The sequence below is a fragment of the Lutibacter sp. genome (assembly GCF_033723435.1).
In the GTDB taxonomy this organism is placed as follows: Bacteria; Bacteroidota; Bacteroidia; order Flavobacteriales; family Flavobacteriaceae; genus Lutibacter.
On record NZ_JAWVXC010000006.1, the window covers coordinates 144,677 to 160,942 of the forward strand.

At 28.2% G+C, this 16,266-nt stretch carries 18 protein-coding genes; 14 read left to right on the forward strand and 4 right to left on the reverse strand.

Features of this window, described 5'->3' with window-relative positions; all coding sequences use genetic code 11:
* The first annotated feature begins 102 nt into the window (after positions 1–102).
* The 4 genes from R3342_RS10290 (at position 103) to R3342_RS10305 (ending at position 4,686) form a co-directional block, all read left to right on the forward strand.
* A complete protein-coding gene (locus tag R3342_RS10290) occupies positions 103–2,484 on the forward strand; it encodes a LamG-like jellyroll fold domain-containing protein (protein ID WP_318939948.1) in 2,382 nt (793 codons plus the stop codon).
* 124 nt (positions 2,485–2,608) lie between these two features.
* Positions 2,609–3,274, forward strand: coding sequence for a hypothetical protein (locus R3342_RS10295; RefSeq protein ID WP_318939949.1), 666 nt, complete (start codon positions 2,609–2,611; stop codon positions 3,272–3,274).
* 5 nt (positions 3,275–3,279) lie between these two features.
* The gene (locus R3342_RS10300) at positions 3,280–3,672 is read left to right on the forward strand and encodes an NUDIX hydrolase (RefSeq protein WP_318939950.1); all 393 of its coding nucleotides are present in this window, start codon (positions 3,280–3,282) and stop codon (positions 3,670–3,672) included.
* Positions 3,673–3,837: 165 nt separating this feature from the next.
* A complete protein-coding gene (locus R3342_RS10305; RefSeq protein WP_318939951.1) occupies positions 3,838–4,686 on the forward strand; it encodes an RluA family pseudouridine synthase in 849 nt (282 codons plus the stop codon).
* On the opposite strand, the gene R3342_RS10310 is transcribed toward R3342_RS10305, so the two are convergent.
* Positions 4,675–5,466, reverse strand: a complete 792-nt coding sequence (locus R3342_RS10310; protein ID WP_318939952.1) for a S1/P1 nuclease — start codon at positions 5,464–5,466, stop codon at positions 4,675–4,677. The genes R3342_RS10305 and R3342_RS10310 overlap by 12 nt on opposite strands.
* Positions 5,467–5,579: 113 nt before the next feature.
* On the opposite strand from R3342_RS10310, the gene R3342_RS10315 reads away from it, so the two are divergent.
* The 5 genes from R3342_RS10315 to R3342_RS10335 all read left to right on the forward strand — a co-directional run bounded on the left by R3342_RS10315 (position 5,580) and on the right by R3342_RS10335 (position 8,758).
* Positions 5,580–6,437 carry an SPFH domain-containing protein gene (locus tag R3342_RS10315; RefSeq protein WP_318939953.1) on the forward strand — a complete coding sequence of 286 codons (858 nt, stop codon included), beginning with the start codon at positions 5,580–5,582 and terminating at the stop codon, positions 6,435–6,437.
* An 80-nt stretch (positions 6,438–6,517) separates the two neighbouring features.
* Complete coding sequence (locus R3342_RS10320; RefSeq protein ID WP_318939954.1) at positions 6,518–6,688, forward strand: DUF4177 domain-containing protein; 171 nt, start codon at positions 6,518–6,520, stop codon at positions 6,686–6,688.
* Between the two features lie 19 nt (positions 6,689–6,707).
* Positions 6,708–7,655, forward strand: a complete 948-nt coding sequence (locus R3342_RS10325; protein ID WP_318939955.1) for an alpha/beta hydrolase — start codon at positions 6,708–6,710, stop codon at positions 7,653–7,655.
* 4 nt (positions 7,656–7,659) lie between these two features.
* A complete protein-coding gene (locus tag R3342_RS10330; RefSeq protein WP_318939956.1) occupies positions 7,660–7,836 on the forward strand; it encodes an Arc family DNA binding domain-containing protein in 177 nt (58 codons plus the stop codon).
* Positions 7,829–8,758, forward strand: a complete 930-nt coding sequence (locus R3342_RS10335) for an aldose 1-epimerase (RefSeq protein ID WP_318939957.1) — start codon at positions 7,829–7,831, stop codon at positions 8,756–8,758. Before R3342_RS10330 ends, R3342_RS10335 begins: the two co-directional genes overlap by 8 nt.
* 49 nt (positions 8,759–8,807) lie before the next feature.
* On the opposite strand, the gene R3342_RS10340 is transcribed toward R3342_RS10335, so the two are convergent.
* Positions 8,808–11,012 carry a S46 family peptidase gene (locus R3342_RS10340; protein WP_413468708.1) on the reverse strand — a complete coding sequence of 735 codons (2,205 nt, stop codon included), beginning with the start codon at positions 11,010–11,012 and terminating at the stop codon, positions 8,808–8,810.
* A gap of 98 nt (positions 11,013–11,110) precedes the next feature.
* Between R3342_RS10340 and R3342_RS10345 the strand changes: the two genes are divergently transcribed.
* The 4 genes from R3342_RS10345 to R3342_RS10360 all read left to right on the forward strand — a co-directional run bounded on the left by R3342_RS10345 (position 11,111) and on the right by R3342_RS10360 (position 14,397).
* The gene (locus tag R3342_RS10345) at positions 11,111–12,412 is read left to right on the forward strand and encodes a DUF819 domain-containing protein (RefSeq protein ID WP_318939958.1); all 1,302 of its coding nucleotides are present in this window, start codon (positions 11,111–11,113) and stop codon (positions 12,410–12,412) included.
* Between the two features lie 52 nt (positions 12,413–12,464).
* Positions 12,465–13,163, forward strand: a complete 699-nt coding sequence (locus tag R3342_RS10350; protein WP_318939959.1) for a DUF4369 domain-containing protein — start codon at positions 12,465–12,467, stop codon at positions 13,161–13,163.
* Positions 13,164–13,263: 100 nt separating this feature from the next.
* Positions 13,264–13,758, forward strand: a complete 495-nt coding sequence (locus R3342_RS10355) for an RNA polymerase sigma factor (RefSeq protein ID WP_318939960.1) — start codon at positions 13,264–13,266, stop codon at positions 13,756–13,758.
* Between the two features lie 3 nt (positions 13,759–13,761).
* Positions 13,762–14,397, forward strand: a complete 636-nt coding sequence (locus R3342_RS10360) for a hypothetical protein (protein ID WP_318939961.1) — start codon at positions 13,762–13,764, stop codon at positions 14,395–14,397.
* Positions 14,398–14,454: 57 nt separating this feature from the next.
* Here R3342_RS10360 and R3342_RS10365 read toward each other — a convergent pair whose 3' ends face one another.
* Both R3342_RS10365 and R3342_RS10370 read right to left on the reverse strand, forming a co-directional pair.
* The gene (locus tag R3342_RS10365; protein WP_318939962.1) at positions 14,455–15,255 is read right to left on the reverse strand and encodes a TIGR00266 family protein; all 801 of its coding nucleotides are present in this window, start codon (positions 15,253–15,255) and stop codon (positions 14,455–14,457) included.
* Between the two features lie 6 nt (positions 15,256–15,261).
* Positions 15,262–15,723, reverse strand: a complete 462-nt coding sequence (locus R3342_RS10370; protein ID WP_318939963.1) for a DUF4442 domain-containing protein — start codon at positions 15,721–15,723, stop codon at positions 15,262–15,264.
* A gap of 89 nt (positions 15,724–15,812) precedes the next feature.
* Between R3342_RS10370 and R3342_RS10375 the strand changes: the two genes are divergently transcribed.
* Positions 15,813–16,256: a DUF4870 domain-containing protein gene (locus R3342_RS10375; RefSeq protein ID WP_318939964.1), complete on the forward strand. Its 444-nt coding sequence runs from the start codon at positions 15,813–15,815 to the stop codon at positions 16,254–16,256.
* Positions 16,257–16,266: the final 10 nt, after the last annotated feature.

A 16,266-nucleotide genomic window follows, 5' to 3' on the forward strand; every position in this document is an offset into this window, starting at 1 on the left:
TAAGGATTTTTCTTTTTTATGACACTTATCATACATTTTATTCATTTACTGCTTTAACTTTAAGTTATCCCCAGTAAATTTTTTCTTCAAAAATCTAAAGTTATGATAAAAAAACTACTTTTTCTTTTAATGCTTGTTTCTTATACTCTATCTTCTCAGATAATTTATGTTGATCAAAATGCAACAGGATTAAATAACGGAACTGATTGGGCAAATGCCTATACCGATTTACAAACTGCTATTGCTAATATAGGTTCAAATACAACCATAAATGTAGCACAAGGTATATATTATCCAACTGCAACTACCGACAGGACTATTTATTTTAATATTCCTAGAGATAAAAAACTGTTTGGAGGTTTCCCAACTGGTGGAGGAATAAGAGACCCTGAACTCTATCCTACTACTTTAAGTGGAGACATTGGTACTATAGGTGATAATACAGATAATTCGTATCATGTAGTTTATTTTTATAATACTTCTACTCTTAATGAATTTGATGGTTTTATTGTTGAAAAAGGTTATGCAAATGGAACTGGAACTTATGAATATGTTGGTGGTGGCATATTTATAAACACAACAGATACAAGCGCTTATGGTGTTTATATTAGAAACTGCACAGTTCGTAATAATTATGCCAGAGATGGTGGAGGAATATCTGCCGGAAAACAATTTAAAATATACAATTGTAAAATTTATTCAAATCATGCTGACGGATATGGAGGAGGTCTAACTATAAGTACAAGTGGTAATATCTATAATTCATATATTGTAAATAATTCAGCAGGTAGTTATGGTGGAGGTATTTATTTAGGTGGAAGTATTGGAGCTCCAAAAGCTATAAATTGTGTTATTGCTAATAATGAATGTTTACTTGGATCTGGAGCTTATCAATCTAAAGGGTCTCTTATCAACTGTATCATAGTAAACAATAAAGGAAATTATGGTGTTGACAGCTCATGTTATAACAGTATTATTTGGGGAAATGATGCAGGTCAAATAAGTAATATTGCAGGCTCTGAAAATAATCTTGTTCAAGATTTTACAACCACAGGAACTAATATGGGTATTTCAAATACAAATGATGGAGCAGTATTTGGTGAAAATTATCCAAGGTTTACCAAACCTACAAGCTTTACAGGTAATGCAACAAATCAAACCGAATTAGATGAAATTTTAAATGCAGATTGGAGCATTAATCCACAGTCGGCAGCCATTGATTTTGGAGATAATTCCTTATACCCAACTATAGCAGATACGCCAACAGTTGACATTATAGGAAACAACAGAACCATTAACACTACCATGGATGCTGGTGCTTATGAATCCTTAACCAATATAATTACCAACCTAGCTACCAATCAACAACCAACTTCTGCAAGTTTAAATGGAGAAATACTTTTTGCCGAAACATCAAGCACTATTTCAAGAGGATTTGTTTATGCAACCACTTCAGATTTTGATGTAACTACAGCAACATCTGTTACAAATTCGGCAACTGGATTGGGAACTTATATCAATAACATCACTGGTCTTACAGAAAATCAATTATACTATTACAAAACTTGGGTACAATTTGATGGCACAAAATATTATGGAAATGAGATTCAATTTAAAGCAAGTAATTTAATTGCCTACTACCCTTTTAATGGTAATGCCAATGATGAAAGTGGTAATAACCATAACGGTACTGTTAATGGCCCAACTCTAACTTCGGATAATTCTGGAAACCCTAATAGTGCTTACTATTTTGATGGAATCAATAATTATATTGACATTGGAGATTGGGAAAATGGTGGCAAAATGTCCTTCACTTTTTGGGCACGTTGGGATGAATTTAATAATTATTCAAGAATCATTGATTTAGGAAATGGTTCATCAAGTAATAATATTATTATTTCTAATTATCAAACTAATAATGGGTTATTCTTTTCAATTTATACAAGTGGTGAAACCAAATTAATTAACACAAATACCATAACTCTAAATCAATGGGATTTTTATACTGCAACAGTCGATGAAAATGGAATTATGACATTGTATAAAAATGGAGCACAAATTGCACAAAAAACAGATGGAGTTACACCAACAACAATTTTAAGAACGCAACAATTTATTGGCAAAAGTAATTTTACTGCTGATGGTTATTTTAAAGGTGCAATTGATGAAGTAAAAATTTACAACAAAGCACTTACAAACACTGAAGTTTTAACTATATATAATACTGAAACTCTTGCTGTTTCTACAGCAACTATATACACTAATAATTTCTATGTAAACAATAACATTTTATATTTTAAAAACACACAAAATTTAGAAGAAATTAAAAGTGTTGAAGCATTTAATTTATTAGGTCAAAAAGTATATAAAACTTCAAAAATAGAAAAACAAATCCCTATAACTAATCTTCAAAAAGGAATTTATATTTTGAAAGTAGAAGATAAAAATAGCAATTACAATATTTTAAAATTTGTAAGCTACTAAAAGAATCACTTTAACAAACAATTAATAAAAAGTCTCAATTATCGTTGAGACTTTTTTTAGTATTTTTACTCATTAATAAAATTATGGCATTTTATTTGTTATAAAATACCATATAAAAAGTTATATGATACAAAAATTAATACTTACTATTATTTTAATTTGGAGTTCTAATGCTTTATTCTCTCAGTCAGATAGTACATCAATAAATAATGAAGTTGGTGTAACAACTTCTACAAATAAACTAAAAGCTAATCCTCCAAATGCTAAAGCAAGTCCTAATACTAACTACAATTTTAATGCTAATAATAAGATTAATACAGACGCTATTAATCAAAATTTAAAAAAATATTCAAATAATAATACGCAAAGTATTTTATTAGAAAATCGTCCTGAAGATAAAGATATTATTGGCGTAAAATATTGGAATAACAAAGATGTTACGCATAAAAGTTTAGCTAGTACTTATGGTTTAGGAACTGTTACTACAAGAAGCCGAACGGTTAAAATTGAAGCTCGAGATCATAGTTATGTAGATGGTGACAGAATTAAGGTATATTTAAATGAACAAGTAATTAGTGATAATATAGGTTTAAAAAGCAACTATTTTGTGCTGTATGTAAAACTAAATGATGGCTATAATCGTATTGATTTTCAAGCTTTAAATCAGGGGTTTTCTGGTCCAAACACAGCTGAATTTAGTGTTTATGATGAAAATGGTAATTTATTATCTGATAAAGAATGGAATTTAAATACAGGTCAAACTGCCACATTAGGTATTATTAAACAATAAAACTAATGATTTTAGCGGCTTCAGGAATTATACTTCAAGACAAAAAGATTTTATTACTTCAACGATCTAATTACACACAAAATTATCCCAAATTTTGGGGTTGTCCTGGTGGAAGAGCTGAAATTGGTGAAACAGCTGAACAAAACGTAATTAGAGAAGTTAAAGAAGAATGCAATTTAGATTTTTCTCCAACTTCCATATTAAAAACAGGTGTTTGGCAAAATCGAAAGTACTTTCGATTTTTAGGAAATTGGACAGGTGAAATTAAAATTCAAGAATTAGAAGTTTTAGATTACAACTGGTTTACCTACAACGAAGCATTAAAATTAAAACTATCATTTGATTATAAAGATGTACTTGAAATTCTACGCCAAAAGGAATTAATAAAATATAATTAATTGATACATAATAGTTTATATTTAACATTTTTTTAGCAATTTTAAAATCTTCCAATTGTAACTTTAAACAAATACAATCGTCTTTATTTTATAACTGACTTAAATTTAAATTGAATTAAAACTATTCATTCTCATATTGTACCAAAAGGAATTAGCAGCATTAGATTGCAAGACTATGCTCCAAAAATATTTTACAATTATATTCCATCCAATAGTGGTGTAAAAAAAGCTATTAAACGTGGGCAAATATTAGTAAATGGAATTATTGGAAAAACTGCTACTTGGGTAACCTATGGTCAGGTTTTAGAGTTATTGGAAAGTCCTGTTAAAGTTCCTAAAATTTTTGAATGTAAATTACCTGTCCTTTTTGAAGATGATTATATGGCAGTTATTAACAAACCTGCCGGATTAACAGTTAGTGGAAATCAATTTAAAACGGTTACCAATGCTCTGCCTTTTAATTTATTTAAAAGCTCTCAAAAAGATGCGTTAACATTTCCTATGCCAGTTCATAGAATTGACAATCAAACTTCTGGAATTTTAGTAATTGCGAAAACTAAAACTGCACAAATTGAATTAAGTAAACAATTTGAAAACAGAACTGTTTTAAAAAAATACTGCACTATTGTTATTGGAAATATTCATGCAAATCAAAAAATTGAAACTCCAATTGCATCCAAAACCGCTGAAACTAGTTTTGAAATTATTAAAATTGTAAAATCTTTAAAGTTTAAAGAATTAAGCTGTTTAAAAGTAGTTCCAAAAACTGGCAGAACACACCAAATCAGAATTCATTTAGCATCTATAAATCGTCCTATTTTAGGCGATAAAATTTATGGAAACCCTGAATTTAATCACAAAGGTAAAGGTCTCTTTTTATGTGCTTTTGAAATTGAATTTTTACACCCAAAATCCTTTAAAAAAATACATTTAAAAATAGATATTCCTCACAAATTCAAATCCCTTTTGATTCGTGAAAAAAGACGTTGGAATACTTACAATTTAATCAAATAAATCGTTTAAAACTTTTGCCAATCTAATCCCTCCTTTTTGTAATTGAGTACGAACCAATCCAAAGTTATCATACATATATCTATAACGTAAATTTTCACCAACTTTAACTGAATTATAAGTTTCTATAGCTAACTTATGTGTTTCATTAACCCAATCAACTATAGTTCCTTGTTGTAAAAATTTTACTTGTTCTTTAGAAATTTCATCTGTGTTATTTGCAAGTTCAGTATAAGTCATATTATAATGATTTATCATTTTAGAATCCCAAACTGCATGTAAGTTAGTTCCTTGACCAAACCATTGTAATTGAATCATATTACCTCCTTTATCCTCTTTTCTTCCAACATGCATTGGCTGATGTAAATCACCTATTAAATGTACCAACATTTTTAAATAAAATACTTTATCTTCTTTAGTGCTATTTGGATCTTTAATAACTGCTTCACATTTTTCAATTCCAGTAACTAAATCTCCTTTAGGGTTTTTTATAGAATGCTGATAATCTTCACTAAAAGGCATATTTACATAATGCCAAGAGTAAAATTTATTATACCTTTTATCTGATTTTATATCGTCTGCAAAAGTTGAAACCAAAGCCAAGCTTTGTCCGTTTAACAATGCCTCAATTTTACGTTTTGTTTTTGGTTTTAAATAATGTGTAGCAATTTCGCCAATTGTTCTGTGACCTGTTTGTCCCCAAAAAGGTTTATTACTAGCTTCTACCTGAGTAAATGAAGCTAAAATGAGGAATATAAGCAAACTATTCTTTATAAATTTCATGATATTTAATTTTCATACAAAAGTAAGAATATTGTTGTTAAAAAAATTGTAAATATTAATAAATATTTTATATCTTTATGATATCATTTTAATATCAACTAAAAATTACAATTATGACACAAGAAAAAATTATTAAAGTATCCAATGGCTATTTTATGTTATTTGTATTAATAGTACTTATAGCAGGAGGAGTCTATTGCTTAATTAATTCATCATTATGGATTTTAGCCTTTATATTTTTATTTATTATTACACTACCTGGATTCTTTTTAGTAAATCCAAACACTTCAAAAGTGATATTACTTTTTGGAAAATATATTGGAACCGTTAAAGAAAATGGTTTTTATTGGGCAAATCCTTTATATAGAAAAAGAGGAATTTCATTAAGAGCAAGCAATTTTGATAGTGAACGAGTTAAAGTAAATGACAAACTAGGAAATCCAATAATGATAAGTACCATTTTAGTATGGAAAGTAAAAGACACCTTTAAAGCTGCCTTTGATGTGGATAATTATGAAAATTTTGTTCGTGTACAATCCGATGCTGCTGTTCGAAAATTAGCTAGTTTATATCCGTATGACAATTTTGAAGATGAAGGAATGGAAGAAGAAATAACGCTTAGAGCAAGTGTTAATGAAGTTAGCGAAGCATTAGAAAAAGAACTTTCTGAACGATTAAATATGGCTGGAATTGAAGTTTTAGAAGCTAGAATTGGATATTTAGCATATGCTCAAGAGATTGCTGGAGCAATGTTAAAACGACAACAAGCAACAGCAATTGTAGCTGCCAGACATAAAATTGTTGAAGGAGCTGTAAGTATGGTTGAAATGGCTTTGGAAGAATTAAATAAAAATAATATTGTTGAGTTAGATGAAGAACGAAAAGCTGCAATGGTTAGTAATTTAATGGTAGTACTTTGTTCAGATAAAGACACTATTCCTGTAGTAAATACTGGCACTTTAAATCATTAAAAAATGGCTCATGTAATTATTTTAATAATGGTTTTGATAATAAAATTATCTACCTTATTCAGTATTTAAAAACACTTATTATGAAAGAATATAAAATATTAAAGAAAAGTATTTGGAAAAAATCTATAGAATTTGAAGATAATTTAAATCAATTAGCACGTGAAGGATGGGAAGTAGTTTCTACAGTTGGAAATAATCATGGAGATATTTCTAAAGTAATTTTATCAAGAGAAAAGTACAAAAACAGTTAAAATTTAATTCACATTATAAATGAAATCTAAATTATTAATATTAATTTTTCTGTTTATTACACATATTGTTAGTTCTCAAGAAAACAACTTTAAGGAAAGTGAAATAGATATTCCAACCAAAACCCAAATTATTTATGGAACATTATTAACACCCAATTCTGTAAAAAAACCTCCTTTGGTTATTTTAATTCCAGGTTCTGGGCCAACGGATAGAGATGGCAATAATGCAGTAATGAAAAATAATTCATTAAAATATTTAGCAGAATCATTAAGTAATCAAAAAATTGCAACGTACAGGTTTGATAAAAGTGTACTAACATTTACTAAAAAAGATACTTTAAAAATAAAAGCGTTGACCTTTAATACTTTTATTAATGAAGCAACTTCAGTAATAAAATACTTTAAGAAGTTTAAAAACTATTCAAAAATAATAATTGCTGGACATAGTCAAGGAAGCTTAGTTGGTATGGTGGCTTCAAAAAATAATGCAGATGCTTTTATTTCTTTAGAAGGTGCCGGAAGACCAATTGATGAAATCATAATAGAGCAAATTGCTAAGCAAGCACCTTATTTAAAAGAGGAAACTATTCGTGTACTAAAGGAATTAAAACAAGGAAAATTAGTAACCGATTTTAATCCAATGTTAATTTCTTTGTTTAACCAACAAGTACAACCTTTTTTAATTTCTTGGATACAATATAATCCACAAATTGAAATTAAAAAATTAACTATTCCAATATTAATTATCCAAGGAACAAAAGATATACAAGTAAACATTAAAGATGCGGAGCTGTTGCATAAAGCAAATACAACATCAAAATTAAAACTTATAGAAAATATGAATCATATTTTTAAAGAAATTAATGGCGATGTAAATGAAAATTTGCAGTCCTATTCCAATCCAAAATTACCAATTACACCAATATTAACTACTACTATATTAAATTTTATAAATCAATTAAAATAAAATAATGGCAAAGAAAAAAGCTTTTGCATTACGAATAAATGAAGATATGCTAAAAGCCATTGAAAAATGGGCTTCAGATGAATTTAGATCTACTAACGGACAGTTAGAATGGATGTTAAATAAATGTTTAAAAGAAGCTAAAAGATTACCTAAAAATAACGATTCTGAAAATAATGTATAAAATTAAAATTATTGAAAACAAAAACTCGTTTTTAGAACATATCAAAATAACAAACGATTTAACAAATTTAGAGTCATTAATTTATCCAAATTTAGGTGCTTCTATTCAAAAACTTAATGTAAAGCAGGTAACCATTATTGATGGAATTCATAATAAAACAAATCCTTTAGAAACCTATAAAAACAGATATAATTCATCTCTTTTATTTCCTTTTCCTAACAGAATAGAAAATGGAAAATATAGCTTTAAAAATGAAGATTATCAATTAATTTGTAATGAAGCCGATTTAAATAATGCACTTCATGGTCACGTTTTTAATAAAGCATTTACTATTGATACAATTACTCAAACTGAAAATCATGCTAAAATTACCTTAAGTTATAATTATAATGGAAATGACACTGGTTTTCCGTTTCCTTACCAATTAATTGTAACTTATACTTTTTCAGAAAATAATATTACTATTCATTTCAACGTATTAAATACAGGAAAAAAACCATTCCCTTTTGGTATTGGGTGGCATCCTTATTTCTGTTATACAACCTTACAAAATTGTATATTAGATTTTGAAAGTTCTGAAAAATATCTTTTATCGGATAAAATGATTCCTTTACATAAAATCCCGTTAAAATTTTCAGTTCCAATAAAGTTAAACAAACCTACACTAGATGATTGCTTTATTACTAAATCGCCTAAAGTTTCATTACAAACAGATTTATACGATGTAACTATTAATTATGATCAAACACATAATCAAAATTATTTACAAGTTTACACACCAGAAAACAATAAAAGTATAGCTATTGAGCCTATGACTTGCGCTCCAAATATTTTTAATCTTAAAGATGGTTTACTTAAACTTAACCCTAATGAAGAGTTTAATTTGAATATTAATATAGCTTATGCTCTAAAAAGTGAATAAAAAAACTCCAACTAAAAGTTGGAGTTTTTTATAAAATTTATGTTTTAAATTACTTTTTTGGATGAACCAACGTCATTTCATCAATTAAATTAGTTGCACCTGCATATTTATCAATTATAAATAAAACATAACGAATATCTACCATAATATTACGGCAAATATCTGCATCGTAATTATAATCACTCATTGTTCCTTCCCAAACTCTATCAAAATTCAATCCTATTAAATTTCCTTCAGCATCAATAGCTGGACTACCAGAGTTACCACCTGTTGTATGATTTGTTCCTAAAAAGTCCACTGGCATTTTTCCATTTTCTCCGTACGGTCCAAAATCTTTTGATTTATATAAATTTTGCAATTTTTGCGAAACATCAAACTCATAATCTCCTGGAACATATTTTTCCATCACTCCTTTTAAATGACTTACTGGCTCATAATAAACTGCATCTCTTGGCTCGTAACCTTTAACTTGCCCGTAAGTTACTCGTAAAGTGCCATTTGCATCTGGGAAAAATCGTTTATTTGGAAAAACTTCCATCAAAGCTTTCATATATTTTTTTTGAACCGCTGCTATTTTTAAGTTTATTTGTTGATAGGTTGGTTCAATTGTATTATAAAAAAGAGTATGTAATTCTATTCCAAACACATAAGCACTATCTTCATTTAAATTTTTGATTACTTCTTCTGGCGTTCCTGTTAATAACTCTTTAGCGCCTTCAAAACTTGTGAATTTAGTAGTAGCATAAATAGCAGTTGCTAAAGTGTTCATATCATTTTGTTTCATGTTTTCAGGAACATATTGTGAAGGAACATTTTTTGCATATAAACCAACTAATTTTTCAAAAACTGGTCTATCTACATCTGCACTGTAATTTTTATATTTTCCTTTAAAACTTTCTAAAAGATTTTTTCTTGCTCGTTCAAATGCAGGCGCTCCTCCTCTATTATAAGCTTGTTCTAATTGAAATGCTCTAAAAGTACTATTTAATAATTCTACATTTCTATAAGCCACTTCAATCCAATAATCACGAGCCAAAGCTACTTTTTCTATTTCTTTATATAGCTGTTCAAACTCTGGCAATAAAGATTTGTATCCTACCAAATCTTTAGCCTCAACTTCTTTAGCAAACTCTTTTTCTAAAGCCTGTTTTTTCTCAATTCCTTTAGATTTTTTGATTCCTTGATCTTCACCAATCCATTTTTTCCAATAATTAGCAATACTAGCATATTTTGAAGCATATTTTATTTTAATTGCTTCATCTTTTCGCATAAAACCGTCTACAATTTTTAATGCATTATCTCTAATTTCAATTTTTGCAGGGTTCAAAACGTTTACAATTTGATTTACAGCTACTGAAGGTAAATATTCATTTGTTCTTCCTGGAAACCCAAAAACTAAGGTAAAATCACCCTCCTTAACTCCATCTAAAGAGATTGGTAAATAATGTTTTGGAGTATATGGAACATTATCTTTTGAATATTCAGCAGGTTTATTATTTGCATCTGCATAAATTCTAAACATTGAAAAATCACCTGTATGACGTGGCCACATCCAATTATCCGTATCTGCTCCAAATTTTCCAATAGAAGAAGGTGGAGCACCAACCAAACGAATATCTTTAAAAACTTCCGTTATAAACAACAAGTATTGATTGCCTTTGTAAAACGATTTTACAAAAGCATTTTGCCAATCTTCTTTTTGGGCTGTTTTAGTAATTTTAGAAATGTTTTTCTGAATTATTTTCATTTTAGAAACCTCATCCATCGCATCTGTTACTCCAGCAAAAACTTCCTTCGTTACATCATCAATTCTTTTAATAAAAGTAACTGTCATACCAGGATTTGGTAGTTCTTCACTTTTATTCATTGCCCAAAATCCATCTTTTAAATAATCATGTTCAACTGAAGAATGTGATTGAATAGCGCCATAGCCGCAATGATGATTAGTTAATAAAAGTCCGCTTGGCGAAATAACTTCGGATGTACAACCTCCATTAAAATGCACCACAGCATCTTTTAAACTAGATTTGTTAACGCTATAAATATCTTCGGCAGTCATTTTACTACCTAACTGTTGCATTTCAGTTTCATTCATTCCTTCTAACAAAGAAGGAATCCACATGCCGCCTTGGATATCTTTAGTGTTTTTTATTACTTTATCTGTAGGAGTTTTAACTACTTGAGTAGTATCTTGGACTGTTTTACAGGATACTATCAAAAATGCCAATAATAAGCTTATTTTTAAATATTTCATTTTGTATTTGTTTAAATAACAAATATAAGTAACTAACCACAATTTTTTTTAGTTTTTAAAACTTAAAAACATGTAAATTAGCCAAAATTCAAGAAAATATGGATAATACACCGTTAATAACTCAAGATACTATTTCCTTCGGAATAATAATGTTTACTTTAGGCTTTGTTTTTTATACTTCTGCTAGTGAAAATAAAAACTGGAAAAAGTTTTACAAATTTGTTCCTGCCTTATTAATGGCTTATTTATTACCTGCAATTTTTACCTCTGCAGGAATTATAGCACCAGAATGGGAAACCGTTAATAAAGCAGGCGAAATAACCAAACACTCTTCAAAACTATATTATATTGCAAGTAGATTTTTACTTCCTGCAGCATTAGTTTTAATGACTTTAAGTATTGATTTAAAAGCAGTATTTAACTTAGGTCCAAAGGCTTTAATTATGTTTTTAACAGGAACCGTTGGAATTATTATTGGCGGACCAATAGCTATATTACTTATCTCTCACATATCTCCTGAAACTGTAGGTGGTGCTGGGCCAGATGCCGTTTGGAGAGGATTAGCAACTTTAGCAGGGAGCTGGATTGGTGGTGGCGCAAATCAGGCTGCAATGTTGGAAATATACGAATACAATCCTAAAAAATATGGTGGAATGGTTTTGGTTGATATTGTAGTAGCTAATTTATGGATGGCAATTATTTTAATAGGAATTGGAAAAACAAAAAAAATTGATAAATGGCTAAAAGCAGACACCTCTGCAATTGAAAAATTAAAAGAAAAAGTAGTTTCTTTTTCTTCAAAAATAACAAGAAATCCAACTTTATCAGATATGATAATTATTTTGGCCATAGCTTTTACAGTTGTTGGGATTTCCCACTTTGGAGCAAATGAAATATCTGCTTATTTAAAAAACACCTTTGAAGCTGTAAATAATAAAAGTTCTGCTCTATCATCATTCGGGTCTCAATTTTTTTGGATGATAAGTATTGCCACTTTTTTAGGTATAATTCTATCTTTTACTAAATTTAAATTATATGAAGGAGCCGGAGCGAGTAAAATAGGAAGCGTTTTTATTTACATTTTAGTGGCTACTATTGGTATGAAAATGGATTTAAGTAAATTATTAGATAACCCAGGAATTATATTTATTGGCTTAGTTTGGATGACTATTCATGCCGTTTTATTAATTATTGTAGCAAAACTTATAAAAGCACCTTTTTTCTTTTTAGCTGTTGGAAGTCAAGCTAATGTTGGTGGAGCTGCTTCTGCACCTGTGGTTGCTGCAGCATTCCATCCTTCACTTGCAACGGTTGGAGTTTTATTAGCCGTTTTTGGTTATGTAGTTGGAACTTATGGGGCTATGTTAACTGCTGAATTAATGCGAATTGTTGCTTCCTAAAAATTTCAAAAACCAAATAAAAATTAGATATTTGTAGCATAAAATTTAAACAATGAAAAAATTAATCGGTAGTTTACTAATTATTAGTATTTTAATTTCTTGCAATGGTAAAAAAAATGGTAACATGGTTGTTCATGGTACTATTGATGGACTTAAAAAAGGAACTGTTTACTTAGAGAAGTTAAAAGACACTACACTTGTTTCTGTAGATTCTGTTAGTTTAAACGGAACAAATACTTTTACATTAACCGATAATGTTGAAAGTCCAGAAGTATATAATTTAACCCTTAGTGAAAAACCCGATGAAACTATTTCATTTTTTGGTGAAAAAGGAGAAATTATCATTAATACTAAACTTTCAAAATTTGCTGTTGGTGCGAAAATTAAAGGCTCAAAAAACCAAGAATTGTTAGACGAGCACAAAGCAATGCTTAAAAAGTTTAATGATAAACAATTAGATTTAATAAAAGAAAAGTTTGATGCTCAAAAAAATAACGATTCTGAATTATTAGCCAAGATTGAAAAAGAAGAAAATGACTTAGTAAAACGAAAATATTTATACACTACTAATTTTGCCATTCAACATGGTAAATTTGAAGTAGCACCATATATTGCCTTAACGGATTTATACTATGCAAATGTTAAGCTTTTAGATACAGTAAATAAATCATTATCTAAAAAAGTAAAAAAATCAAAATACGGTTTAGAATTAAAAAAATTCATTAAAAACATTAAGAAAAACGAAAAATAAAATTTCATTTGTTTTTCGTTTTTTCCAATTTTATTTTCCTTTTTATATTAGTGTAACAAAATAGGCTAATAAACTACTTATTAGTTGAAATCAACAACTTGTGACTAAAGACCTTGAACATAAATTTATTTCTGAGTTTCAACAGAACCAGAATATAATACATAAAGTATGTAGAATTTATACAGACAATCAAGACGCACATAATGATTTATTTCAGGAAATTACTATTCAACTTTGGAAAGCATATCCAAAATTTAGAGGTGAAGCTAAATTAAGTACTTGGATGTATAGAATAGGTTTAAATACTGCAATAACACTATTTAGGAAGTCTAAAAGAAGTATTAAAACTCAAGATTTTGATTCTGTTTTACATAAAATAGAATCGTCAGATTATGATGATACAGAAGAAGAGCAACTTAAATTAATGTACAAAGCAATACATCAATTATCTGATATTGATAAAGGACTTATTTTTTTGTATTTAGAAGATAAAAATTACAAAGAAATTTCCGAAACATTAGGTATTTCTGAGGTAAATGCTAGGGTAAAAATGAACCGAATTAAAACGCGGTTAAAGAAAATATTAAATCCGTAAACTATGGATGAATTAGATTTATTAAAAAAAGACTGGAAGAAGCAAGAAGGAAGTTTTAAGGAATTATCCTATAAAGAAATTTATAATATTATTCATAAAAAATCTTCTTCTATTGTAAAATGGATTTTTATTATTTGTATTGCCGAATTTATTTTTTGGGGATTTCTTAATTTATTAATTCCTGATAGCTATTTTGAGGTTTATGAAAAATTACATTTAAAAACTATTATAAATTTTTCATACGTACTACATTATAGTGTTGTTATAGGCTTTATTTATCTTTTCTATAAAAATTATAACTCAATATGTGTAATTGATTCTACTAGTTTATTAATGAAAAAAATAATTAAAACACGTAAAACTGTTAATTATTATGTGTATTACAATATTATAATGACAATAATTCTATCTATTATCATTAACTTCATGATGTTTTCTGATGCTGATCTTTTAATTGAGGTTTTTAATCCTAATAACAAACCTATTAATGCTGATAAATTTTTCAATATTTTATTAATAGCACAAATTATTGCTTTAGTAGTTATGATAGGTATACTTTGGCTTTATTATAAAATTATTTATGGAATTTTATTAAAAAAATTAAATAAGAACTATAGAGAATTAGAAACTTTAGAATAATAATAAAGCCGAAGAAATTTCTTCGGCTTTTTTATGTTTTAATATTTTTTAATTGTTTTATATTCTATTGTCACCATCTAAAATATCCCCTATTCCTCCTAAAATACTACCTTCTCCTCTTCGCTTATTACCTGTTTGAGGTGCTAAAGCTAAAACTCTTCCAGCTAATCTACTAAATGGTAAAGACTGAATATATACGTTTCCTGGTCCTTTAAGGGTTGCAAAAAATAATCCTTCACCTCCAAATATGGTATTTTTAATACCTCCAACAAATTCAATATCATAATCAACATCTTTAGTAAAACCAACTATACAACCAGTATCAACTTTTAAAACTTCGCCTGGAGCTAATGTTTTTTTATGCATTGTTCCTCCCGCATGTACAAAAGCCAATCCATCACCTTCTAATTTTTCCATAATAAACCCTTCTCCTCCAAATAACCCTCTTCCTAATTTTTTTGAAAATTCAATACCAACAGAAACTCCTTTTGCTGCACATAAAAAAGCATCTTTTTGACAAATAAATTTTCCTTCAACTTCACTTAAATCAATAGGCACTATTTTTCCTGGATATGGAGCCGCAAAAGCAACTTTCTTTTTTCCTGAGCCTGCATTTGAAAAAATAGTCATAAATAAGCTTTCTCCTGTTAACAATCGCTTACCTGCGGAAAACAACTTGCCCATAATTCCTTCATTTTGATTAGAACCATCTCCAAAAATTGTATCCATTTTTACACCATCATTCATCATCATAAAACTACCTGACTCAGCAACAACACCCTCTTGTGGATCTAATTCAATTTCCACAAATTGCATTTCTTCTCCAAAAATTTGATAATCTATTTCATGTGCATTCATAATTTATTATTTTTTAGATTTTAACTTAACACTCCATTCAAATTCATAAGCAGAAACTTGGTCTCCTTGTTGATCAATTCCAACCGATTTCATTAAAATAGTTTGTCCTTCTCCTGTTTCTATAGTACTTTTTAAAGCATTATCAATTAACAAACCATCCGTACAAGTAAATGTTATTTTTCCAATTGCTTTTTTAGTAAAACTCCCTTTATGATTAGTAACTAACATAGAAATTGGTTTACCACTTTCTTTAATTTTTTTAATAACAATAGCACCTGTAGACAATTCTGCTGCCATAGATTGAACAGCAAAATACATGGATTTAAATGGATTTTTAGTTAGCCAATTATACCTTACAGTAACTTTAGAAAGTTCGTTATTTAATTCTTTTAACCTTACTCCACATAAATAAGCAGACGGTAAATTAAAGGTCAAAAACTTATTCATTTGCTTTATTGTAACATTCATATTCTTAATAATTATTGGCAACAAGTTAGTTAAAATATCAGTATTAAAAATTACTATTTTTTGTTAAATTTATGTTAAAATACAGTACTATGTGTTGCATAATACCATCTTTTGTACATATATTTGTATTGTATAATAACAAGTATAACACAATTATGATAACTACTAAAAATACAAGCACTGCTTTTTTAATACATATATCTGCATTGGCAAGTTATATTTTCCCTTTTGGTGGTGTAATTGCACCTTTAATAATTTGGCAAGTTAAAAAGGATGAAAGCAACTATATAGATGAACAAGGTAAAGCTGCAGTAAATTTTAATTTAAGTTTTGCCCTTTATTCATTTGTAGCTGGTTTAACAGCATTTTCAACATTCTTTTTCCATTTTCCAAATTTTATTGGATTATTTGGAAGCGTTTCATTAGTGGCTATTATATCTATAATTAGATTAATATTAATTATTATAGCAGCCATTAAAGTAAACAACAACGAATATTTTAAATATCCGTTAACTATACAATTTATAAAATAACACATTGCTT

What these genes read in the sequence shown, in the direction of transcription:
- R3342_RS10335 (WP_318939957.1), top strand. Translation starts at nt 7,829, where the DNA reads ATGTATAAAATTAAAATTATTGAAAACAAAAACTCGTTTTTAGAACAT.
- R3342_RS10350 (WP_318939959.1), top strand. Translation starts at nt 12,465, where the DNA reads ATGAAAAAATTAATCGGTAGTTTACTAATTATTAGTATTTTAATTTCT.
- R3342_RS10315 (WP_318939953.1), top strand. Translation starts at nt 5,580, where the DNA reads ATGACACAAGAAAAAATTATTAAAGTATCCAATGGCTATTTTATGTTA.
- R3342_RS10345 (WP_318939958.1), top strand. Translation starts at nt 11,111, where the DNA reads ATGGATAATACACCGTTAATAACTCAAGATACTATTTCCTTCGGAATA.
- R3342_RS10330 (WP_318939956.1), top strand. Translation starts at nt 7,660, where the DNA reads ATGGCAAAGAAAAAAGCTTTTGCATTACGAATAAATGAAGATATGCTA.
- R3342_RS10295 (WP_318939949.1), top strand. Translation starts at nt 2,609, where the DNA reads ATGATACAAAAATTAATACTTACTATTATTTTAATTTGGAGTTCTAAT.
- R3342_RS10290 (WP_318939948.1), top strand. Translation starts at nt 103, where the DNA reads ATGATAAAAAAACTACTTTTTCTTTTAATGCTTGTTTCTTATACTCTA.
- R3342_RS10300 (WP_318939950.1), top strand. Translation starts at nt 3,280, where the DNA reads ATGATTTTAGCGGCTTCAGGAATTATACTTCAAGACAAAAAGATTTTA.
- R3342_RS10320 (WP_318939954.1), top strand. Translation starts at nt 6,518, where the DNA reads ATGAAAGAATATAAAATATTAAAGAAAAGTATTTGGAAAAAATCTATA.
- R3342_RS10325 (WP_318939955.1), top strand. Translation starts at nt 6,708, where the DNA reads ATGAAATCTAAATTATTAATATTAATTTTTCTGTTTATTACACATATT.
- R3342_RS10340 (WP_413468708.1), bottom strand. Translation starts at nt 11,012, where the DNA reads ATGAAATATTTAAAAATAAGCTTATTATTGGCATTTTTGATAGTATCC.
- R3342_RS10370 (WP_318939963.1), bottom strand. Translation starts at nt 15,723, where the DNA reads ATGAATGTTACAATAAAGCAAATGAATAAGTTTTTGACCTTTAATTTA.
- R3342_RS10310 (WP_318939952.1), bottom strand. Translation starts at nt 5,466, where the DNA reads ATGAAATTTATAAAGAATAGTTTGCTTATATTCCTCATTTTAGCTTCA.
- R3342_RS10365 (WP_318939962.1), bottom strand. Translation starts at nt 15,255, where the DNA reads ATGAATGCACATGAAATAGATTATCAAATTTTTGGAGAAGAAATGCAA.
- R3342_RS10375 (WP_318939964.1), top strand. Translation starts at nt 15,813, where the DNA reads ATGTGTTGCATAATACCATCTTTTGTACATATATTTGTATTGTATAAT.
- R3342_RS10360 (WP_318939961.1), top strand. Translation starts at nt 13,762, where the DNA reads ATGGATGAATTAGATTTATTAAAAAAAGACTGGAAGAAGCAAGAAGGA.